Annotated in this window: 20 protein-coding genes; 3 read left to right on the top strand and 17 right to left on the bottom strand. The window is 43.0% G+C overall.

Annotated features, from left to right (window positions below; translation table 11 throughout):
* Positions 1–269 precede the first annotated feature (269 nt).
* Positions 270–2,159 (bottom strand): NADP-dependent phosphogluconate dehydrogenase, encoded by a 1,890-nt coding sequence (gene gndA / locus ACK4HU_RS16200; protein WP_409808501.1) that lies wholly within the window; start codon positions 2,157–2,159, stop codon positions 270–272.
* 18 nt (positions 2,160–2,177) lie between these two features.
* Positions 2,178–2,333, bottom strand: a complete 156-nt coding sequence (locus ACK4HU_RS16195) for a hypothetical protein (RefSeq protein WP_409808499.1) — start codon at positions 2,331–2,333, stop codon at positions 2,178–2,180.
* Here ACK4HU_RS16195 and ACK4HU_RS16190 point away from each other — a divergent pair.
* The gene (locus ACK4HU_RS16190) at positions 2,332–3,966 is read left to right on the top strand and encodes an ABC-F family ATP-binding cassette domain-containing protein (protein ID WP_409808497.1); all 1,635 of its coding nucleotides are present in this window, start codon (positions 2,332–2,334) and stop codon (positions 3,964–3,966) included. The two genes, ACK4HU_RS16195 and ACK4HU_RS16190, sit on opposite strands and share 2 nt — an antisense overlap.
* A gap of 406 nt (positions 3,967–4,372) precedes the next feature.
* Here the strand turns inward: ACK4HU_RS16190 and ACK4HU_RS16185 are convergent, their stop codons facing one another.
* The 14 genes from ACK4HU_RS16185 to rpsT all read right to left on the bottom strand — a co-directional run bounded on the left by ACK4HU_RS16185 (position 4,373) and on the right by rpsT (position 17,396).
* Positions 4,373–5,668, bottom strand: coding sequence for a TRAP transporter large permease (locus ACK4HU_RS16185; RefSeq protein ID WP_409808495.1), 1,296 nt, complete (start codon positions 5,666–5,668; stop codon positions 4,373–4,375).
* A complete protein-coding gene (locus tag ACK4HU_RS16180) occupies positions 5,668–6,159 on the bottom strand; it encodes a TRAP transporter small permease (RefSeq protein ID WP_409808493.1) in 492 nt (163 codons plus the stop codon). Before ACK4HU_RS16180 ends, ACK4HU_RS16185 begins: the two co-directional genes overlap by 1 nt.
* A 21-nt stretch (positions 6,160–6,180) precedes the next feature.
* A complete protein-coding gene (locus ACK4HU_RS16175) occupies positions 6,181–7,167 on the bottom strand; it encodes a TRAP transporter substrate-binding protein (RefSeq protein WP_409808491.1) in 987 nt (328 codons plus the stop codon).
* 139 nt (positions 7,168–7,306) lie between these two features.
* A complete protein-coding gene (locus tag ACK4HU_RS16170) occupies positions 7,307–8,338 on the bottom strand; it encodes a Gfo/Idh/MocA family protein (RefSeq protein WP_409808489.1) in 1,032 nt (343 codons plus the stop codon).
* Positions 8,335–9,348: a 3-dehydro-L-gulonate 2-dehydrogenase gene (yiaK, locus tag ACK4HU_RS16165; protein ID WP_409808487.1), complete on the bottom strand. Its 1,014-nt coding sequence runs from the start codon at positions 9,346–9,348 to the stop codon at positions 8,335–8,337. Before yiaK ends, ACK4HU_RS16170 begins: the two co-directional genes overlap by 4 nt.
* 43 nt (positions 9,349–9,391) lie before the next feature.
* A complete protein-coding gene (locus ACK4HU_RS16160) occupies positions 9,392–9,784 on the bottom strand; it encodes a VOC family protein (protein ID WP_409808485.1) in 393 nt (130 codons plus the stop codon).
* A 375-nt stretch (positions 9,785–10,159) separates the two neighbouring features.
* Entirely contained in the window at positions 10,160–10,909 is a 750-nt protein-coding gene (locus ACK4HU_RS16155) for a zinc-dependent peptidase (protein ID WP_409808483.1), read from the bottom strand.
* An 83-nt stretch (positions 10,910–10,992) separates the two neighbouring features.
* Positions 10,993–12,558, bottom strand: coding sequence for a ribonuclease Y (rny, locus tag ACK4HU_RS16150; protein ID WP_409808481.1), 1,566 nt, complete (start codon positions 12,556–12,558; stop codon positions 10,993–10,995).
* 66 nt (positions 12,559–12,624) lie between these two features.
* A complete protein-coding gene (locus tag ACK4HU_RS16145; protein ID WP_409808479.1) occupies positions 12,625–12,909 on the bottom strand; it encodes a cell division protein ZapA in 285 nt (94 codons plus the stop codon).
* A 1-nt stretch (position 12,910) separates the two neighbouring features.
* Entirely contained in the window at positions 12,911–13,195 is a 285-nt protein-coding gene (locus ACK4HU_RS16140) for a hypothetical protein (RefSeq protein ID WP_409808477.1), read from the bottom strand.
* 2 nt (positions 13,196–13,197) lie between these two features.
* Positions 13,198–15,612 carry a phenylalanine--tRNA ligase subunit beta gene (gene pheT / locus ACK4HU_RS16135; RefSeq protein WP_409808475.1) on the bottom strand — a complete coding sequence of 805 codons (2,415 nt, stop codon included), beginning with the start codon at positions 15,610–15,612 and terminating at the stop codon, positions 13,198–13,200.
* 106 nt (positions 15,613–15,718) lie between these two features.
* Positions 15,719–16,336 carry a DUF1684 domain-containing protein gene (locus ACK4HU_RS16130; RefSeq protein WP_409808474.1) on the bottom strand — a complete coding sequence of 206 codons (618 nt, stop codon included), beginning with the start codon at positions 16,334–16,336 and terminating at the stop codon, positions 15,719–15,721.
* A complete protein-coding gene (radC, locus tag ACK4HU_RS16125; protein WP_409808472.1) occupies positions 16,337–17,032 on the bottom strand; it encodes a RadC family protein in 696 nt (231 codons plus the stop codon).
* 109 nt (positions 17,033–17,141) lie between these two features.
* Positions 17,142–17,396: a 30S ribosomal protein S20 gene (rpsT, locus tag ACK4HU_RS16120; RefSeq protein WP_409808470.1), complete on the bottom strand. Its 255-nt coding sequence runs from the start codon at positions 17,394–17,396 to the stop codon at positions 17,142–17,144.
* Positions 17,397–17,607: 211 nt separating this feature from the next.
* Here rpsT and ACK4HU_RS16115 point away from each other — a divergent pair, with 211 nt between their 5' ends.
* Together ACK4HU_RS16115 and ACK4HU_RS16110 are read left to right on the top strand one after the other, a co-directional pair.
* Complete coding sequence (locus ACK4HU_RS16115) at positions 17,608–18,543, top strand: zinc dependent phospholipase C family protein (RefSeq protein WP_409808468.1); 936 nt, start codon at positions 17,608–17,610, stop codon at positions 18,541–18,543.
* A 104-nt stretch (positions 18,544–18,647) separates the two neighbouring features.
* Complete coding sequence (locus tag ACK4HU_RS16110; protein ID WP_409808466.1) at positions 18,648–19,019, top strand: four helix bundle protein; 372 nt, start codon at positions 18,648–18,650, stop codon at positions 19,017–19,019.
* Positions 19,020–19,093: 74 nt separating this feature from the next.
* Here the strand turns inward: ACK4HU_RS16110 and ACK4HU_RS16105 are convergent, their stop codons facing one another.
* Positions 19,094–20,398: a pyridoxal phosphate-dependent aminotransferase gene (locus ACK4HU_RS16105; protein WP_409808465.1), complete on the bottom strand. Its 1,305-nt coding sequence runs from the start codon at positions 20,396–20,398 to the stop codon at positions 19,094–19,096.
* Between the last annotated feature and the right edge of the window lie 163 nt (positions 20,399–20,561).

Raw genomic sequence — 20,561 nt, 5'->3', positions numbered from 1 at the left:
AGCTATTCTTGCCACGAAGACTCGAAGGCGCTAGGGGAAATTTGTAAGAGGTAAATGGTGAAAAGTAAGTGGTGAATCTGTGATCATCTGTGAGCTATTCCTTGCCACGAAGACTCGAAGGCGCTGAGAGAATTCGTAAGAGGTAAAAGGTGAAAAGTAAGTTGTAAATCTGTGCTAATCTGTGGCCTTTTCTGTGCCAATCTGCGGGAGACATAAATAAAAAAGGGCCAGAATAAATCCAGCCCCTCGTAAATCGTAAATCAAAAATCTTAAATCCATTCTGTGTGGTAAAACTTCCCACTTGGATCGTCTTTTCGTTGATAAGTGTGCGCACCAAAGTAATCCCGTTGGGCCTGAATTACCGATGCACTGGATTCCGCTGTGATTCTTCCCAATAAATAATTCAAACCTGCACTCATCACCGGAACTGCAAATCCATGGGTTAAGCTCAATCCAATCAATTCTCCAAGAGCTTTTCTTCCCGAGATTACATGGGTTTTGACATCTGGAATCTCAAGGAATGAATCCCCATAATTTGTGGCAATTGACTCCATCAATCCAGACCTGATGATGCAGCCATTAGTCCAGATTCTTGCAATCTCATTGAAATTCAGATTCCAACCTTTGGTATCAGAGACAGTTTTCATAAATCGAAAACCTACTTCATGATTGATAATTCGAGCTAGAAAATAGGCAGATTTGATCTTTGGAAGCCAAGCTTCCAGCGATGCTTCGATTTTCTCAAACTCATGCTGAAAAGTCTTGGAGTATGCCACTCGCATAGCTTTTTCGCCAGAAACTCCCCGAGCATTGACCGCTTCGGACAAGGGGCTATAAGGCACTCCGTAATCCAAAGCACTGACCAATGACCAAGCACCGGTTCCTTTTTGACCAGCCTGATCCATGATTTTATCCAAAAGCAGTTCCCCATTTTCTTTGAACAGCAGGATTTCAGCAGTAATCTCCAGCAAATAGGATTTCACTTCTCCTTTTCCCCATTCGGTAAAAATGCCTGAAACTTGCTCAGGTGTGCAACCAAAGCCAAATCGGAGCAAGTGAACCAATTCTGCAAGCACTTGCATTTCACCATATTCGATGGAATTGTGCACCATTTTAATAAAGTGGCCTGATCCTCCAGGTCCGACATAGGTCACACAAGGTTTGCCATTTTTGTCTTTAGCAGAAATTCTCCCTAAGAAGTCCTCCACCATCGCATACCCTTCAGCATTGCCCCCGGGCATGATCGATGGGCCTTTTCTTGCACCTTCTTCTCCTCCGGATACACCCATTGGCAGAAAGTGCATACCTGTCTCTTTCAATCGGTTCACCCTCCGATCCGAATCCAAGTAAAAAGAATTTCCCCCATCAATCACCAAGTCATCTTTTTCCAAGATCGGGATCAACGAATCCAACTGCCCATCGATTGCCGCACCGGCTGGAATCATCATCAAAATCCGACGCGGTTTTTCAAGAGAGTCCACGAATTTTTGCAAATCCTCAAAGGCAAGCATATTGGAAAATTCCGGGTTTTCGTCGAGTACCAGTTGTGCTACTCCTTCCTCTTTTCCTGCTACAAATCGGTTATATAGCGATACAGGAACGCCATTTTCGGCAAGGTTAAGCGCAAGGCTTTTGCCCATTACGCCCATTCCGATCACTCCCATTTTCATATTCATAGGTTGATATTTTAAGTAATTTAAAGACTCCAAAAGCAATTCTTCCGGCGTCCCTGAAATGTCAAGTTTAAATCCGAAAACCGGTTTTTCCCAAGTTGCAATTTGAGAGTCCAGCATTCCGGCTTTCATGTAATGATTTTTGCGGGCCAGCATTCGCTCCCAGATCAGGTCACGACTCCCTGTCAGGTGAATCCAACGCAGATTTTCAGAAACGCTGAGCTTTTCCCGATAGGAATTTTTCAAAGCGGAACAAGCTAAGACGGCTCCTCCTTTCAGTTCAGACTCCTTTAAGCGATCTGCCAAAGCTTGCAACCAAGGAACTCGATCTTCATCATTAAGCGGATGACCGGCACTCATTTTAGCAATATTTTCAGCAGGGTGAAAATGATCTGCGTCGAAAAAAGGAAGGTGAAGCCTTTCGGCCAAAAAAGAACCGAGTGTGGTTTTACCCGTTCCCGATACACCGGTGACAATTACAAGCATGAGGCGAAGGTAAGTTTTTTATGGTCTATAGTCCATAGTCCAGAGACTATAGTTGAAGAAATCTCTGTCAAATAGACCATGGTCCATGGACAATTGGCTAGCAGCTAATTTTTCAATCTTCCAATTTTTCAATCTTGCAATCCTTACCTTTGCCAGTTCAATTTCAAGATTCATGATTTCAGTTGACAATGTGGCCGTCATGCACAGCGGCACAGCGCTTTTTAGCAATATTTCCTTTGCCATCAATGACAATGACAAAATCGCCTTGATGGGCAAAAACGGAGCTGGCAAATCTACCCTTCTCAAGATCATCGCAGGTCAAAGCAAACCCACATCGGGTGCTGTTTCGGCACCTAAAGGCTATGTAGTGGCATACCTACCCCAGCATTTGTTGACTGCGGATGACTGTTCGGTGATGGATGAGACTGCGAAAGCTTTCGCCAGCTACCTCGATATGAAGGCTGAAATCGAGAAAATCAACGAGGAACTAACGGTCCGAACGGACTACGAATCGGACAATTACTACAAATTGATTGAGCGCGTATCCGAACTCAGTGAGAAGTTTTATGCAATCGAGGAAGTGAACTATGAGGCTGAGGTTGAAAAGGTGTTGCTTGGATTAGGTTTCGAGCGAGCGGATTTTACCAGATCTACTTCTGAGTTTTCCGGAGGTTGGAGGATGAGAATTGAATTGGCTAAGATCCTTTTGCAAAAGCCTGATCTGATTCTGCTTGATGAACCGACCAACCATTTGGACATCGAGTCCATACAGTGGTTGGAAGAATTCCTGATGACTAAAGCCAAAGCCGTTGTGGTTATTTCTCACGATAGAGCTTTCGTAGACAATATCACCACCCGCACCATCGAGGTGACGATGGGAAGAATCTACGATTACAAAGCCAAATACAGCCATTACTTGGAGCTGCGCAAAGAACGTCGCGAGCAGCAGCAGAAGCATTACGAAGAACAACAACGGACAATTGCCGACATTCAGGAATTTATCGATCGTTTCAAAGGCACTTATTCCAAGACCCTACAAGTTCAGTCCCGTGTGAAAATGCTGGAGAAAATGGAGGTAATCGAAGTTGATGAAGTGGACAGCTCGGCTTTGAAACTCCGCTTTCCACCGTCCCCGAGATCAGGAAATTATCCTGTGATTGTGGACGACATGAGCAAAAGCTATGGCGATCATGTCGTGTTCAAAAACGCTTCCATGACAATTGAACGAGGCCAGAAAGTTGCTTTCGTTGGTAAAAATGGCGAAGGAAAATCCACCATGATGAAAGCCATAATGGGTCAAATCGAATTTCAAGGAAAATGCGAACTGGGTCACAATGCGATGGTCGGTTATTTTGCGCAGAATCAGGCCTCCCTTTTGGATGAAAGCTTGACAATTTTTGAAACTATAGATCAGATTGCAGTTGGGGAAATCCGAACTAAAGTGAAGGACCTTTTGGGTGCTTTCATGTTTAAGGGCGACGAGATCAATAAGAAAGTAAAAGTGCTTTCCGGTGGGGAAAAAACCCGTTTGGCGATGATCAAACTTTTGTTGGAACCAGTCAACCTGTTGATTCTCGATGAACCTACCAACCACTTAGACATGAAGACCAAGGACATCATCAAGGATGCTTTGAAAGCATTTGATGGTACTTTGGTAGTCGTTTCCCACGATCGGGATTTCTTGGATGACTTAGTGACCAAAGTATTTGAATTTGGAAATAAGCGCGTAAAAGAACACTTCGAAGATATCAATGGCTTCCTGAGGAATAAGAAACTGGAGAACTTGAGGGAAGTGGAAAGGAAGTGATCAGTAGGCAGTCTCAGTAGGCAGATGCAGTTTTCAGTATGCAATTTGTCAGGCTGAGCAGCTTGCCCGCTGGGCTGGGAGTCGAAGCCGGAAAAGTGATCAGTATTCAGTCTCAGTAGGCAGATGCAGTTTGCAGTCTCAGTAGGCAGATGCAGTGATCAGTTTGTAGTCTCAGTTTGCAGCTGAATTAATCAGTATTAGTCTGTCATTCGAGGTCGGGTAAACTGGATATAGTTGTTTTTTCAAAAAAATCTGTGAAAATCTGTGTCTTTTTCTGCGAAAACCTGCCTGCAGCAGGCAGGTCTGCGGGAAACTTGCCGAGATACTATACAAAACCCCTTTAGGAACTTGAAAGTCTTGAAGGGGAAAAATCTTGCATCTTGCTTCTTGTGTCTTACGTCTTTTTTTATAGCCCAAATTGTCTTGGAAGCCAAAGAGTGATCTCAGGAAATAACATAATCAGGATCAAACCTATAATCATGGCCACAAAGAACGGCAATAATGGTTTGATGATTTTTTGAATAGTAGTTTGAGCTATTCCCACACCGATAAATAGGATAGATCCTACCGGCGGTGTGCAAAGTCCAATACATAAATTAAGCACCATCATGATCCCAAAGTGAACTGGATCTACACCTAGGGATGTCACTACTGGCAAAAAGATAGGTGTGAATATCAACACTGCCGGCGTCATATCCATAAATACCCCCACAAAGAGCAACAGGATATTAATCAAAATAAGGATCACGATAATATTATCACTGAGCGAAAGCATTGCGTTGCTGATTCGCTGAGGAATTTCTTCGCTCGACATAACCCAAGACATCGCCATGGAAGTAGCAATCAAAAGCATGACCACAGCTGTCGTTTCGGCTGATTTGAGCAAAACAGATGGAAGGTCTTTAAAACCGATTTCCCGGTACATCAATGTCAATATCAAGCTGTAAACCACAGCTATTGCCGAAGCTTCGGTCGCAGTGAATACTCCTCCTATAATCCCTCCAATCACAACGAAAAGCAAAAATAAACTTGGAACTGCTCTCCAAAATGTAATCAAAACCAAACGAATCGAAGAAGCTTCTCCCGATGGAAGTTTTTTGATTTTGACCATGATGGCTGCTGTAATCATCAACAATAATCCGATCAGAAACCCAGGTAAATACCCCGCCACAAATAATGCAGCAACTGAAACCCCTCCCGATGCCAAGGAATACACAATCAACACATTGGAAGGAGGAATAATCAATCCGGTGGTCGACGATGTGATATTGACAGCTGCTCCCAATTCTTTGGGATAGCCTTCTTTTTCCATCCTTTTGCCCAAAATACCTCCCATAGAAGAAGCCGCAGCCACAGCAGAACCTGCAATCGCACCCATCAACATAGCTGCTACCACGTTCACATGAAGCAAACCTCCCGGAAGTCGCCCGGTTAGGGCTTTGGCAAATTCAATGAGTCGATTGGCGATTCCTCCCCTATTCATTAGCTCACCTGCAAGTATGAAAAAGGGGATTGCTAACAATGAAAAACTATCCAATCCTGTCCCCATTCGCTGGGCCACGGTAGTAATCGCAGGCATGGTAGCTACTGTGACCATCAAAGTCAACATACTGGAAAGTCCAAGACTCCATGCTACCGGTACGCCAAGGCCTAGAAAGAAAACAAAGGATAAAACGAGAACTAAAATGCTTATGACTTCCATTATTCAGCAGCTTGTAAGGGTTGGGTCAAATGAAGAATTGAAAAAATCTGATAGTAACAAACCAACAATCCGCTAAAGGGAATAATGATATAGACATAGGCCAAAGGAATCTGAAGTGCGGCGGATTTTTGGGCTAAAATAAAGGTAATGTAAACCAAATTAGTCCCGCCAATGACCATCACCGTCATAGCAAAAATCATCACCAAAACACTTACCAAAACCAGCACTTTCTTCTGTGATTTCTCTTTTAGGCTGGTAAGGATTATGTCTATCGCCAGGTGTTCATTTTTCCCTGCTACATAAGCTGCGCCCAGCATTCCTACCCATATTAGCATGTACCGGGACAGTTCATCAGTGAATGAACTTGGATCTTGGAATATATATCGGGAAGTAACTTGCCAAGTGACATTCAGGACCATCAGCGCCATCAGAATGACCAGCATCGTTGCGATCACCTTGTCCAGCTTGGATTTAGCATAGATTGAAAACATGATTATTCTTCAGGTTTTGGGTTAATTCACTTTTCTGATCGCACTCACAATTTCATAAATCTCGGGCTGTTGTATTTTGAGCTGTTCGTAAACTCCTTCTACCGCTTTGCGAAAAGGTTCCTTGTCGGGATAGGTGATCGTCACACCAGCAGCTTCAAGTTCGCGCATGGATTCTGCGGTCGATTCCGCCCATAGTTCATATTGATAAGTAGCAGATTCATCCGCAGCTTCTTGTACCCAAACTTGCTCCTCTGGAGTGAGTCGCTCCCAAACTTTAGTACTGATGATGACCACATCCGGAATTGCGGTGTGCTCATCCAGGCTGTAAAACTTACAAACTTCGTAATGCTTTGATGTGTACAAACTTGGAGGATTGTTTTCCGCTGCATCTACGATTCCCTGCTGCAAAGCTGTGTAAAGCTCCCCATAGGAAACCGGCGTCGGGGAACTTCCCAAGCTCTTGACCATATTGGAAGCAGTCGGACTTTCCATCACACGAACTTTTAGGCCTGCAAGATCTGCGGGGGTTTCTACCGGTTTGTTTTTAGTGTAAAAGCTCCGTTTTCCAGCATCATAATAAGTCAATCCACGAAGCCAAAATTCCTCACCATCAAGCAAAAGCTGTTTACCAATTTCCCCCTCCAAGACTGCACGTTGATGCGCATCATCTCTAAACAAATAGGGCATTCCAAATACTTGCATGGTTGGCGCAAAACCCTCCAAAGCAGCCGCTGAAACCTTTGTCATCCCCAAGCTTCCGATCTGCAAAAGTTCAAGTAGTTCCCGCTCGGAGCCCAATTGCTGATTGGGATAGACTTTCATGATGATTTTGCCACCGGACTTCTTTTCCACCTGCTCAGCCATGAAAAGCATGGCTTCATGCACTGGATGATTCACCACTTGCGCATGTCCCAGTTTGATGATTTTGACATCCAGCGGACTATTGCAAGAATAGGAAAGGGCTCCCGCAAAAATCAGCAATAGAATTAGGGTGAAGGTCTTATGCATGGGTTTGGGTTTATTGGCAAGGGACTAACAATATTGGATTTTCTTGGCGTACTATTCTCAGAAATTACGGAATCGATTTAAAAACATCGCTGAACGGATTTTTTTATGAAAATTTCAGGACTGAAAAATATCCCTTAATTCAATTTTCATCCAAAAAAGGAAACTCGACCAACTTCCCTTCTTTGGAAGAAAAATAGATCGCCCGGATCAGTTCAACAGATTTTCGGGCGGTTTTTCCATCGACCACCGGAGTCAAATCTTCCTCGATAGCTTTTACAAATAGTCTCCATTGCTCCAAGTGCAACTGATGACCAATTGCAGTAGGGTCTGAAGCTCCTGATCCTCCTTCATTTTGGGTGGGTTTTAAGGATTCAGTGCTTCCCTTCAATTTCCAAGCGGTCAACTTTCCAGCTTCCAGAATTGCGCTTCCTTCCGTTCCAAAAATCTCGATCCGCTCAGGATATCCAGGATATAGTGCCGTAGCGGAAGTGATATTTCCCAATGCTCCATTTTTGAAATTAACCAATGCAGCTCCCAAATCTTCCCCTTCGATAGGGTACAAAGTCGTCTGAACTTGTCCAAAGACACTTTTCACATCGCCCATCAAATCCAAGAGCAAGTCGATTGTGTGAATTCCTTGGTTAATCAATGCTCCTCCACCATCCGCTTCAAGTGTTCCTTTCCACTTGCTTGTGGAATAGTAAGCAGAATCTCTAAACCAATTGACGTAGGCATTACCCATGAGGAGTCGACCGAAAACACCATCTGTGACGGCCTTCTTCAGCTTTTGGTAATCCTCGGTAAATCGATTTTGAAAAATGACTGCCAGTTTAACCCCGCCTTCGGCACAGGCGGCAATCAATTCATCGGTTCGCTGAAGATTGATTTCAATCGGTTTTTCGATCATCAGATGCTTCCCGGCTTTTGCGGCAGCTAATGCCGGCTCCAAATGCATTCCACTTGGCGTGCAGACACAGACGATTTCCAGATCCGGAACATTCAAAAATTCACCCAAATCTGTAAAAACAGGAAGTCCAAATTGAGCTTTGGCTTTTGCAGCACTTTCAGGTTTGGGATTGTACAATGCTACCAATTTCGCGCCTTCAATTTCGGCAATTGCTTGTGCATGTTTTCCGGTGATTGATCCGGTTCCGATGATTCCAATGTTCATTCTTCTAGGTGTTTTAGGATTTTTGACCAAGTGGATTCTGCGACGGGTATTCCGTTATTCAAATTTTGAGTTCGAGTTTCCAAAACTTTTTCCCCGGGAAACCGAACTGCTTCACCTTCAAAAACGGCAGAATTTTTAAGATTATCAAGGATCCTATCAGTCTTTTCCTCCATCCAATCCATCAATACCAACTTGAATGGATCAAAGCACAGAAAAACCTGAGATAGCCCGAATTCATCACCATTATGATCGACTTCGTGCGTGGAATTTCCTCCGGAGAGTATGGTCGCCAACATGTCCAGAACCAAAGATAGACCAGCACCTTTCCACAGACCCATAGGAAGGGCTAGGTGATTTTCCAGAATTACTTTTGGGTCTTTAGTAAGTTTCCCATTCAGATCAAATCCTCCCTCAAAAGGTAAATCCTGGCCTTTTTGAGCATATAAACTCATTTGCCCATAGGCGAATTGAGACATTGCTATGTCCAGAACGACTGGAGATTCCTTCCTGGGTATTCCGATTACCAAGGGATTATTTCCAAGGATCGGCTCACTTCCACCCCAAGTTGGCATATTAGGTTTGGTGTTGGTAAAGCAGATACCGATACAGCCTGCCTCGACTGCCTGCCAGCCAAAATTTCCTCCTCGCATCCAATGATTGGTTTGTGCCAAAGCCACACAGCCAATCCCAAACTCTCTGGAAAGACTGATCGCTCGATCCATTGCAAACTCGGCATTCAGATTTCCCGGTCCCAAATTCCCGTCCCAACGCTCAAAAAGTACTATTTCACTGAGAAGTGTCGGAACATTTTTTGGTTTGATATATCCCTTTTCAATAAAATCCAGAAAAAGAGGAAAGCGATTGACCCCGTGAGATCTAACTCCATCCCGATCTGCTTTCGCAAAAAGTGTGGCACATTGGTTTGCCCGATTTTCTTCAAAACCAAACTTCAGTAAAACCTGCCTGAGTTTTGAAACCAACTCGTCAAATGGAATTAGAACATCATTCATAATCAGTTAAGGAAAGAAAAAAAGATCGGAAAAACGAAATTGATTAATAATCCTTCAACATAGGGACAGCTCGTTTGCAAAACTGAATGCAAATTCCCCAAGGATCGCGAAGCATGACTAAATGCGAACCGTCCGGCAAGATGTCATCACTCATTTCACTTGCGCCTGCTTCGATCAATCGGGCTATGTCTTTACCAGGATCTTCTGACACAAAAGCCAAATGAACCGCCAAGGGATGAAAGCTATTGAAATCAAGCGTTTCACCTTTGGGATTACTATAGATTTCCAGCATGATTGTCCCGCTGTCATCTGCTAGGAAAGTCATAAATGGAGGTTCAGTCATTTTTTTCACCACATTCAATCCGAGGTGGGATTCATACCAAAGCGACATTTCCTGAGCATTTGGGACGTTAAGTGCAAAGTGTTCGAATTTCATTGAAACAAATTGTGATTTAAAATTTGAGAAATATCTGTAGGTAAGAAGCCTTATGCGAAATTGAATTAACTGAAAAAAAATGACTGTTTGATATGTCGCACAAAGGTTATTGTAACCGAAATAAATGATGTTTAAAATCCCCTTGTACCACTTGTTGAGAGGGAATTTTTCATGTGTTTATAATTTGATTTATAAGGCCACACCTGCCTGCCGGCAGGCAGGTGGAATCTTCGCATGGATTCCCCGATAGTTATCGGGGCATCCCTCTGTGTATCCCTTTGGGTCATGCTCGATTTCCTATGTCATCAACAAACTTTCCACCTTTTTGGTCGGGTGTAAAATTGCAGATACAAATAAATAGGTTCAACTATAACTTTATTCTACCGTCACTTTTTCCCAAACTCGGGGATCTAACCTCATTAGCTTGACCAAGGCAAGGTATAACTCCTGCCTAGCTTGAAAAAACTCGCAAGGTCGCTCAAAAAAACTCTCTAAGGCTACTGCAAAAAACTCATGTTCATTAAGTCCGGCAGTTTCTCTGAAAAGGGAGTCTTCTCCGGATTTCACTTTTTCAATTTCGGCCGGAACGAGAATTTTGTAAGCTTTCCATGCCTTGGGATCAAATTCCTTTTCCCCATCTGTGTCAATTTGATTGGCCAATTTAAGCGCATGGGCTATCTCATGAATACCGAGGTTTACGCCATCCTTTTCATCCAACAAACCCTCCACAAAACAACGCCAAGAAACCACAATCAACCCAAATCTAGGATTGACTTCGCCTCGATGATAGGCCTTATTTGATGTACTATAATAGGTATTAGGGTAGATCAAAATCGTGTGAAAATGCGCCAAGCGGAGTCGCTTCCAACCAAAAGTAACCATTGCAATGGTTGCACTGATTAGAACTTCCATTTCAGAAGTAACCTCCTGAAGTCCTCCTCTTGCAATAAACTTTTTGGATGACAGAATCATCTCCAATTTCGCCAGAAATTCTTTCTTGTGTTTGGGATTTAGCCTCGTGTAAAAGGAAAAATACTTCTCCAAAAACATGAGATCTTCCTTTGTTAACTTTCGCTTGTAGAACAAAAACCGAGCTTGCTCCAACCACCAAGTGGCTCTTCGCATCACATAATAATTTGGAATCATAGCAAATAAAAATGGCAACCACCTAAAGGTAATTGCCATCTGCTATTCATCCAAATTGGATTTTATCTTGCGTAGTTGACCGCTCTCATTTCACGTATTACCGTGACTTTGATCTGTCCGGGGTACTGCATTTCTTTTTCGATTTTCTGAGAAATATCGAATGATAGCTTACCAGCAGTCTGATCATCTACGTTGTCTGCATCGACCAAAATCCGAAGCTCACGACCAGCCTGCATTGCAAAGCATTTATTTACACCGTCAAAAGCCATAGCAAGCTCTTCGAGCTCTTTCAATCGCTTGATATAACTATCCATGATTTCACGTCTTGCGCCCGGCCTTGAGCCTGATATTGCATCAGAGGCTTGGACGATAGGAGAGATCATCGAGGTCATCTCGATTTCATCATGGTGAGCACCGATGGCATTGCAGATTTCAGGATGCTCTTTGTATCGTTTTGCCAGTTCCATTCCCAGAACTGCGTGAGGGAGTTCCTGTTCTTCCGGCCATACTTTTCCAATATCATGAAGTAAACCGGCACGCTTGGCAAGCTTAGCATTCAATCCCATTTCAGCAGCCATTGTAGCAGCTAGTTTAGCCACTTCTCTGGAGTGCTGTAGAAGATTTTGTCCATATGAAGATCGGAATCTCAAGCGACCAACCAATCGAATCAATTCCGGATGAAGGCCGTGAATCCCTAAATCAATACAGGTTCGCTCACCGATTTCAACGATTTCTTCCTCGATATTCTTTTCAGTTTTCGCAACTACCTCTTCAATCCTTGCAGGGTGAATTCTTCCGTCCTGCACCAAACGGTGAAGGGAAAGCCTAGCGATTTCTCTTCTGACCGGATCAAACCCTGATATAATGATTGCTTCAGGAGTATCATCCACTACGATCTCAACTCCAGTTGCAGCTTCAAGGGCACGAATATTCCGACCTTCACGACCGATGATTTTACCTTTGATGTCGTCACTTTCGATATTAAAAACAGACACACAGTTTTCCACTGCATGCTCAGTGGCAGTACGCTGAATGGTGTCCAATACAATCTTTTTAGCCTGCTTGGTAGCCGTCAACTTTGCTTCATCGAGGATGTCTTTGATTTGAGATGAAGCTTTGGATTGTGCCTCTTCAGTAAGCATTGTGATGATCTGCTCTTTTGCTTCTTCTCTAGTAAGCCCGGCTACTTTTTCCAAGTCGGAAATTCGCTGATTGGTCACCCGATCTAGTTCTTCCTTTTTCACCTGAACTGAATGAAGTTGTGCGGCAAGATTTTCCTTTTTGCTGTCGAGTTCTGCCTCTTTGCGTTTCAGCGCTTCCTGTTCTTTGGAAACTTGGCTTTGGAGTTGTTTGACCTTGTTTTCATTAGTGATGATGATGTTTTTCTTAGTATTCATCTCTTCATCAAACTCCGACTTCAACTTCAAGTACTTCTCTTTAGCTTCGAGAATTCTGTCTTTTTTGATCGTTTCAGCTGTAAGTTCAGCTTCTCTAAGCATAGATTTGACCTTTTCCCGAGTCTCCTCTTCCAACTTCGCATTTTTATTTTTGATGAAAAATCCCGCCAAAGCGGCACCTCCACCTAGTCCTGCCAGTGCGGCAAGGATGATAAATAGTACGTCTGCCATAGGTATTTATATAGTTATACTACCTCTCCGGCTCCGAAAATCCCTGAAACAAGTGGATATCAATAATCAAACAGCTTTGGCTAGCAAGGCTGAAATATGGGAAAGACTTTTACGAACATGTTCGCCGTCTTCAGCATTTACCTCATTGGTTTCCAGGGATTCCACCATGCAGTCAAATGCGACCATGGCAAGCAAATCCTGAAAGTCATCCAAACCAAATTCGGCTTTATATTTCCTCAACTTTTCATTAATCAACTTCCCGGCGTGTCTGATTTTAGCCTCATCTTCAGGCTTGACACGCATGGGATATTCCCTTTCTCCGATTTTCACTCTGATGGCCAGCGTCTCCATATCATTCGGAAAGGTATGTGATCAAATGATCGATTTCTTGTATATAATTATTGATTAAGTCACTCATTTCGGTGGCATCCTCTGGATTCACCGGTCGGTTGTCCACAATGTTACTAATTTTAATCTTATTTTTAAAATGATGGATTTCCTGCTCCTTTTCCTGAATTCCAGACTCTAACTGCGCCAATTGAGCCTTTAGTTGCTCATTCTCAGCGGACACCGTTTCAAGTTTCTTGCTGACTAGTACCGCCAGCTTCTCTAATTTTTGCAGTTCTTCTTGAATCATTTTTAGCTTCTGATGATGGCCCCCACCTGATCCTGAAAGGCTTGAATCAATTTACTCATTGTTTTCTCAATTACCTTATCGGTCAATGTATTTTCCTGATCCTGCAAGTAAAAACTCAAAGCATAGGCCTTTTTCCCTGAATCAATTTTATCTCCCTGATATACGTCAAAGACACCAATCCTCCTTACAAGCCTTCCTCCTGCCTTCTCCGCCACTCCTTTCACTTGGTCATAAGTGACAGTTTTATCAATCACCAAAGAAAGATCTCTACGGACTTCAGGGAATTTGGAGATTTCCTGAAACTTCTTCAAACCCGATGCTTTTTTGGTCAGTAGGTCCCAATCCAATTCAGCAAACCAAACTTCTTGACGAACCTCAGCGAGTTTGAGGATTTTTTCATCTACCAAACCAACTGAACCCAATACTTTTTCGCCCAGTTTCAAAGTCAACCCATAACTGAATGGTGCTGATTCGATCATGGAAAACTGCCCAACTTCTATATTTAACCGCTCCAAAATCCGCTCTACGGTCATGTAAATGTCAGAAAAGCCAAATGGCTTATCAGTCTCAATCCAACTCTCAGAAGAACGGTTGCCGGAATGAAAAATTGCCAAACGCCTGCCTTCTTTGTAGCCATCCCCAGTCTTTTGATAGACCGTACCAAATTCAAAGCATTTGAGATCAGTTTGCCTTCTGTTGATATTATGTGCCAAAACTTCCAAGCCATTGAAAAGCAAGGTCTGTCTCATCACGCCTAAATCTTCGCTGAGTTTGTTGAAAATTTCTACGTTCAAAGATGGATCCAAGAAGCCGGATTTCTCCGCATAGACTGGCTTGGTCAAGCTGTTGGTGATCAGTTCGAAATACCCTTGACCAGCAAGCATTTCGGTCATTCGGTATTGAAGCTTATTCAGATCTTTGACAGGATGCTCAGCGAGATAGTCAGTTTTGAGATTTTCAGATAGCTCCACTTGATGGAAACCGTGAATTCTCAGCACTTCCTCGATGATATCAGCCTCCCGAGTGACATCCACTCGGTATGGCTTTACGATTGCGGTAAAGCCTTCCTCGGTTTCATTTTCAACTTTGATATCAAGACTTTCAAGAATTGATTTCACCTCGATTGGAGCGATTTTCTTTCCAATCAGTCGATTGATGTGGGCGTAACTCACCTCGATCACAAAATCCTCGGTAGGGACTGGATACAGATCGATAATCTCGGAAGCAACTTTCCCTCCGGCAATTTCCTGAAGTAATTTCACCGCAGTTTTCAAGGCATAAACCGGCATATTTGGATCTGTTCCTCTTTCGAATCGGAACGAAGCATCAGTTTTTAAGCCATGAAACTGCGAACCTTTTCGGATTACATCAGGAGAGAAATAGGCTGACTCCAAGAAAATAGAAGTTGTCTGATCACTCACGCCCGAATGATTTCCTCCAAAAATTCCGGCAATGCAAAGGCCACCCTGAGGATCACAGATCATAAGTTCTTCTCCGGAAAGCTTTCTTTCCTTTTCATCCAAAGTCACAAATGGAGTTCCTTTTGATAGCTTTCCCACAATGATTTTCCCTTCGAAAATCTTATCCGCATCAAATGCATGAAGGGGCTGACCCAAGTCATGAAGGATAAAATTAGTGATATCAACTATATTATTGATCGGTTCGAGATCGAGCGATGTCAGGAAGTTTTGAAGCCATTGGGGACTAGGGCCAACTTTCAAATCGGTCATTAAAACACCTGCATAGCGAGGACAATCGATTGGATTTTGAACTTCAACAGAGATGGATGGACCGGTTTTTTCCACAATCAAAGACATTTCCTCTGGAAGGCTAATCGGTCTTCCCAGCAAAGCCTTTAAGTCTCGAGCCACACCCAAATGCGAGGCCGCATCGGCGCGATTTGGAGTCAACCCAATCTCCAACACTTGATCTTGCGAAACTTCGAAATATTCCGAGGCCGGAGTTCCGTTTGGAAGTTCGGTATCCAAAATCATAATTCCCGCATGAGATGTACCCAGACCGATTTCATCTTCAGCACAGATCATTCCTTCAGATGCTAGCCCTCGGATTTTGGCTTTTTTGATTTCAAATGGCTCACCTGATGTCGGGAATAACTTCGCTCCGACTGTGGCAACCGCAACTTTTTGACCTTTGGCGACATTGGGTGCACCACAGACAATCTGTGAAGGCGTACCTGTTCCGATATCCACTGTTGTAAGGCTGAGTTTATCTGCGTCGGGGTGCTTTTCGCAGGTCAAAACCTCTCCTATCACTATTCCTTCCAATCCACCCGGAACAGAAACAAACTCCTCTACTCCTTCCACTTCAAGACCTGATTGGGTAAGAAGAGCAGCGATTTCTTCAGGGCTTTCTGAAAGGGCAAGGTATTTTTTAAGGCGATTAATCGAGATTTTCATAAAATATTTAATAGCAGGTATTTGATCCTGAACTTCAACAAAAAAGGTGCATTTGCACCTTTTGTAAAACTGATTGGCAAATTTATAAGAATTGATTTGGGCTTTCTTATTCTTTGTAATTTTTCTCCCCTGCTTCCATGGCGATCTCCAAAAGATTTTCCTTGGGAGGAATCGGGCAGGCATAGTCGGGATTGTAAGCGCAGTAGGGATTATAAGCGAGGTTGAAGTCCAGCGTGATGCTCGTTTTCCCATCCTGACGAACGTTCAAGTAGCGACCACCGCCGTATGTTTCACCGGCACTTGTAGCGTCAGCGAAGGCTAAAAAGAAATTCCGCTTGTCAGCCTCATTCATAGCCTGAAGCAATAACAGGCTGTTGGTCTTTCCGCCCAATTCAAATTCAGCGAAAGAATGTTCAATGTAGCGTTGCATTGACCCGTCAGTCAATGGGACTTCCCGAACTTTCTTGTTTTCAATCGGAATTAATCGGGCTTTGACTTTGTAAGCAGGATTGATTTCGTAAAAAGTGAGCTTGGTAAAAGTTCGCTTCTGTTCCTCCGTTAACGGTGATTCGACATTAAATCGGATAAACTTAAACTGCCGCTCCCGTTCCTTTTCGATTTTCTCCACATAGGCTTCAGGGCTTTCCGCAGCTGTAAACATGTAAGCCACAGCAGCAATCACCACCAGTCCAACCGTAATAAGTAAGATGTAACTTTGCTTCATTTATAGTTCGCCTTCATCGGCGAAGCTAAAATAGCCACGATCTCCAAAAATCAAATGATCTAAAATGGGTAAATCCAAATCCCGACCGATTTTAACCAATCTTTCAGTCAATCTTTTGTCTTGCTCCGATGGACTCAGGTTGCCACTCGGATGATTGTGAACCAAAATAATAGACTGCGCCATCTGCTCAAGGGCGATTTTAAAGACAATTTTAGGATCGACTACGGTCCCTGCCGTTCCACCTTGACTGACGAGTTGCTTTTTGATCACATAATTGGATCTTGAAAGCAGTATGAGATAAAAATGCTCGATAATTTCATCGTAGAGATCGGGCTTCATTAGATCGTAGATATCCCGAGAACTGGTAATCTTGATTCTGACTTGAGGCTCTTGCTCCTTGCGCCGACGCCCAAGTTCTAATGCCGCTACGATCGAAATCGCTTTTGCCTCACCAATTCCTTTAAATTTCATGAGGTCTTTGACGGACATGCGTGCCAAAGAGGCTAAATCATAACTGACATCTCTTAGGATCATGCGAGATAAGTCCACCGCACTGACAGTTGGCGTGCCTGATCCAATCAGGATCGCAATTAATTCCGCATCAGTAAGTGATGATTTTCCTTTGAGCAGCAATTTTTCCCTAGGACGATCTTCTTCTGCCAGTTCGGATATTTTTATTGAAGTAGCTTGACTCATAAGCAGTTCTAAAAAAACTTTGAACAAAAAGTACAACTAAAACTAATCAGAAAAAGGCATAAAAAAAACCCTGCTTTTGACAGGGTTTTGAAATGTAGTCTTGAAGAAATTAACCTATCGCGCTTACGAATTTGGCTAATCTTGATTTCTTGTTACTAGCGTTGTTTTTGTGAATGACATTCTTCTTAGCCAGCTTGTCCAACATAGAAGCAACCTTCTTGTAAAGCTCCATAGCCTCAATTTTGTCAGTTGCCGCTTTCAATCTTTTGATGAAAGTTCTAGTGGTCTTAGCCTGATATCTGTTTCTCAAACGCTTCGCTTCGTTGGCACGAATTCTTTTCAGAGCTGATTTGTGATTTGCCATATCTCGTTTTTAAATAAAATTCTTTACGTTCCCCTATTCCGAATTGGAGTGCAAAGTTATTGTAAATTATTAATTCTGCCAAAGGAATTTAAAACATTCCTCATAGTCTTCACTTTTTCCCACACAAAATATTTGGTCAAAAGCTTTAAACAGGATATAAAGATAGCTCATTTCCAAGCTGAAAAGACATTTGTTTTGACTATTTTCAAGTATGAAGATTTTTATGATTTCGGTATTTGGCTTTCTTTTTTTGCCTCACCGCTTAGAGGACTGGGGATTTTATGGGCATCAGCTGATTAATCAGCAGGCGGTCTACTCACTGCCACCCGAATTGATTGGCTTTTACAAGCCTCATATCCAATTCATTACTGAAAAAGCAGTGAATCCTGACCGCCGGAGATATGCTGTGAAAGGTGAGGCAGAGAAGCATTACATCGATTTGGATCATTACGGTGATAGCGCACTTTTCATTTTACCAAAATATTGGTTTGAGGCCATCGAAAAAATTCCTGAAGATTCTCTACGGCAAAATGGAATCGGTCCTTGGTCGGCATATCTGACTATGGTCAGTCTGACAAAAGCTTTCGAGCAAAAGAATTCTCAGGCGATTCTCCGGCTTTCGGCAGACTTGGGACATTACCTCGGCGACCTTAATGTTCCGCTCCACACGACCAAAAATTACAACGGTCAACTGACCGGGCAGGAAGGAATTCATGGTTTTTGGGAAAGTCGGATTCCTGAATTGATGGCCAAGGATTATTCACTTTGGGTTGGGAAGGCTGAATACGTAGAAAAGCCGCAACTCGCCATTTGGGATGCAGTCGAGAACGCACACAATCAAGTGGACAGTGTCTTACGAATCGAGCGGGAACTTACGCAAAGCTTCCCCGAAGATCAGAAGTTCAGCTATGAGGAGCGGAATGGGTTGACCGTTCGAGTTTATTCGAGAGATTTCACTGAAGCTTATGCCCAAGCGTTGGACCGTCAAGTAGAGCGGCAGATGAAGCGCTCCATCAAAATGATCGCTGACTTTTGGTACACGGCATGGATTAATGCGGGGCAACCGGATTTAAGCACGTTGGGCGAAGCATTGGTCGAGGAAGAAAAATTAACTCCAGATCCGAAATTGAAAGTCCGAGAGCATTGAAGAAAGTATGAAAGCTAAAGTATGAAAGCTGAAAAAAAAGTAGGCAGTTCCAGTTGGCAGTAGGCATATACACTACGAATAAGTTGTAACTAAAAGTTAAGACTATGGATTATCGAGATTTAATTGTTTACAAAAAAGCCTTTAAACTGGCTATGCGGATTTTTGAAATCAGCAAAAATTTCCCTCGTGAAGAGAAATTTTCCTTAACTGACCAAATCCGACGGTCAAGTAGATCGACATGTACAAATATTGGTGAAGGTTACCGTAAAAGAAGATTTCCCGCACATTTTGTTTCCAAATTGAGTGATTCAGATATGGAAAACACAGAAACACAAGTTTGGCTAAGTTTTTCATTAGCCTGCAAATATATTGATGAAGTCATTTTTAATGAACTCGATCAGGAGGTAGTTGAAATCGGAAGATTACTAAATTACATGATGGAAAATCCGGAGAAATTTGGAGCTAGTAAGGCATAGAGTTGATCAAACTGCATACTGCGACTGCATACTGAAAACTTCAGCTTTCTGAATTTAGATTTCTGACTTTCAGACTATGACTTCAAATACTTCTCAATCGCCCTCCCCAGCCTCCTAAACGTATCCTTAAACACTTCCTCATTTTCTTCCAGTAGGGTTACCCGAAATCCCCTTAAATCCGAGCAGAAAGAAGAAATCGGAACCACGCAAATCCGCTCAGCAGCCAGCAGAAAATACACAAATCGTTTGTCCAATGGCATTTCTGGATCAGTCAGCCAAGAATCCAATAAGCTTTTCAACTTTTCATCTTCGATGGATAAACTCTGATCCGGTGTCAGCAATTTTTCGTCAAAAACGATGGTATTATAAAACGCTCCTTGTGTTGGATTAAACTTAATTCCTGGAATATCTCCCAAAATCTCCCGCATCCAATCGCTTCGTTTGCCTATCTCAGCATTTGCTTTTTCACGATACGCATGATATTCTGGATGGCTCATGATTTTCGGGATTGCCAATTGCGGCAAAATGGTGGAACAAACCTCGATCATTTTTGCATTTTCCAGCGTCTGACAAAGCTTTGCAAATTCCTTGGAAGAATCCCGATTGTAAAACTCCATCCAACCGCATCGAGCACCTGGCCATGGGAATTCTTTAGAAATGCCCTTCAATGAAATTGCTGGACGACTTCCAATCACTTCAGTCAAAGCCACGGCTTTGATGCCGTTATAGGTGATGTTCTGATAGATTTCGTCAGAGATTAATAGCAAACTGAATTCTTCCGCAATTTTCACAAATCCTTCCAAAACTTCTTTTGGATATACCATTCCTGTCGGATTGTCAGGATTGATGATCAGGATGCCGACGATGGAGGGATTGTATTTTACCTTGAGATAAAGGTCTTCCATATCCGGTAGCCACTGATTATCCGGGTCAAGTTTGTAGGTGATTGGCGCAGAGTTAGCATGTGCAGCCTCTGCAGAACTGTGGGTGGAATATGCTGGTGAAGGACCGATAATTCGTGCAGTGGGAATCAGGAACTGATACAACTTCGCAATCGCATCACCCAATCCGTTGAAAAAAAGGATATCCTCTGCTGTGATTTGATTTCCGCCTTTTACATTATTTAGCGTAGCCAGGAATTTACGAGTTTCCAACACACCTTTAGAATCCGCATACCCGTAGGTTTTATCCTCCTTAAGCAGTTCGGCGATGATTGCTTTCATCCAATCAGGCACTTGATTGTGCTTTTGGATGGGGTCACCGATGTTTTCCCAAGTCATGGAATAACCGAGGGCTTCGATTTGCCGGGCTTTTTTTACAATTCCACGGATCTCGTAATTCAATTCTTCTGCTCCGGGTCTGAGGAGTAGCTGTCTCATAGGTCAATAGGCTGGTTTGGAAATAATTCCGATACAAATAAAAGGAAAAGGGGGTTGAAAAATCGGGCAACCCAACAAAATTCAAAAGCATTGGAATGGTCCAAAAAGACAGGAATATTCGATTTACCCTTATTCTGTGACAAGATTCTCTGAATTTACCCTT

This window comes from Algoriphagus sp., from assembly GCF_046296635.1.
In the GTDB taxonomy this organism is placed as follows: Bacteria; Bacteroidota; Bacteroidia; order Cytophagales; family Cyclobacteriaceae; genus Algoriphagus.
Note: the sequence above shows the minus strand (reverse complement) of the source record. Positions and strands in the feature narration are given on the sequence as shown.

Coding starts and splice junctions, on each gene's coding strand:
- ACK4HU_RS16180 (WP_409808493.1), bottom strand. CDS start 6,159: ATGTTTTCAATCTATGCTAAATCCAAGCTGGACAAGGTGATCGCAACG.
- ACK4HU_RS16115 (WP_409808468.1), top strand. CDS start 17,608: ATGAAGATTTTTATGATTTCGGTATTTGGCTTTCTTTTTTTGCCTCAC.
- ACK4HU_RS16130 (WP_409808474.1), bottom strand. CDS start 16,336: ATGAAGCAAAGTTACATCTTACTTATTACGGTTGGACTGGTGGTGATT.
- ACK4HU_RS16155 (WP_409808483.1), bottom strand. CDS start 10,909: ATGCGAAGAGCCACTTGGTGGTTGGAGCAAGCTCGGTTTTTGTTCTAC.
- ACK4HU_RS16140 (WP_409808477.1), bottom strand. CDS start 13,195: ATGATTCAAGAAGAACTGCAAAAATTAGAGAAGCTGGCGGTACTAGTC.
- ACK4HU_RS16145 (WP_409808479.1), bottom strand. CDS start 12,909: ATGGAGACGCTGGCCATCAGAGTGAAAATCGGAGAAAGGGAATATCCC.
- ACK4HU_RS16175 (WP_409808491.1), bottom strand. CDS start 7,167: ATGCATAAGACCTTCACCCTAATTCTATTGCTGATTTTTGCGGGAGCC.
- ACK4HU_RS16185 (WP_409808495.1), bottom strand. CDS start 5,668: ATGGAAGTCATAAGCATTTTAGTTCTCGTTTTATCCTTTGTTTTCTTT.
- ACK4HU_RS16105 (WP_409808465.1), bottom strand. CDS start 20,398: ATGAGACAGCTACTCCTCAGACCCGGAGCAGAAGAATTGAATTACGAG.
- ACK4HU_RS16170 (WP_409808489.1), bottom strand. CDS start 8,338: ATGAACATTGGAATCATCGGAACCGGATCAATCACCGGAAAACATGCA.
- gndA (WP_409808501.1), bottom strand. CDS start 2,159: ATGCTTGTAATTGTCACCGGTGTATCGGGAACGGGTAAAACCACACTC.
- ACK4HU_RS16160 (WP_409808485.1), bottom strand. CDS start 9,784: ATGAAATTCGAACACTTTGCACTTAACGTCCCAAATGCTCAGGAAATG.
- radC (WP_409808472.1), bottom strand. CDS start 17,032: ATGAGTCAAGCTACTTCAATAAAAATATCCGAACTGGCAGAAGAAGAT.
- yiaK (WP_409808487.1), bottom strand. CDS start 9,348: ATGAATGATGTTCTAATTCCATTTGACGAGTTGGTTTCAAAACTCAGG.
- ACK4HU_RS16190 (WP_409808497.1), top strand. CDS start 2,332: ATGATTTCAGTTGACAATGTGGCCGTCATGCACAGCGGCACAGCGCTT.
- pheT (WP_409808475.1), bottom strand. CDS start 15,612: ATGAAAATCTCGATTAATCGCCTTAAAAAATACCTTGCCCTTTCAGAA.
- ACK4HU_RS16195 (WP_409808499.1), bottom strand. CDS start 2,333: ATGAATCTTGAAATTGAACTGGCAAAGGTAAGGATTGCAAGATTGAAA.
- rpsT (WP_409808470.1), bottom strand. CDS start 17,396: ATGGCAAATCACAAATCAGCTCTGAAAAGAATTCGTGCCAACGAAGCG.
- ACK4HU_RS16110 (WP_409808466.1), top strand. CDS start 18,648: ATGGATTATCGAGATTTAATTGTTTACAAAAAAGCCTTTAAACTGGCT.
- rny (WP_409808481.1), bottom strand. CDS start 12,558: ATGGCAGACGTACTATTTATCATCCTTGCCGCACTGGCAGGACTAGGT.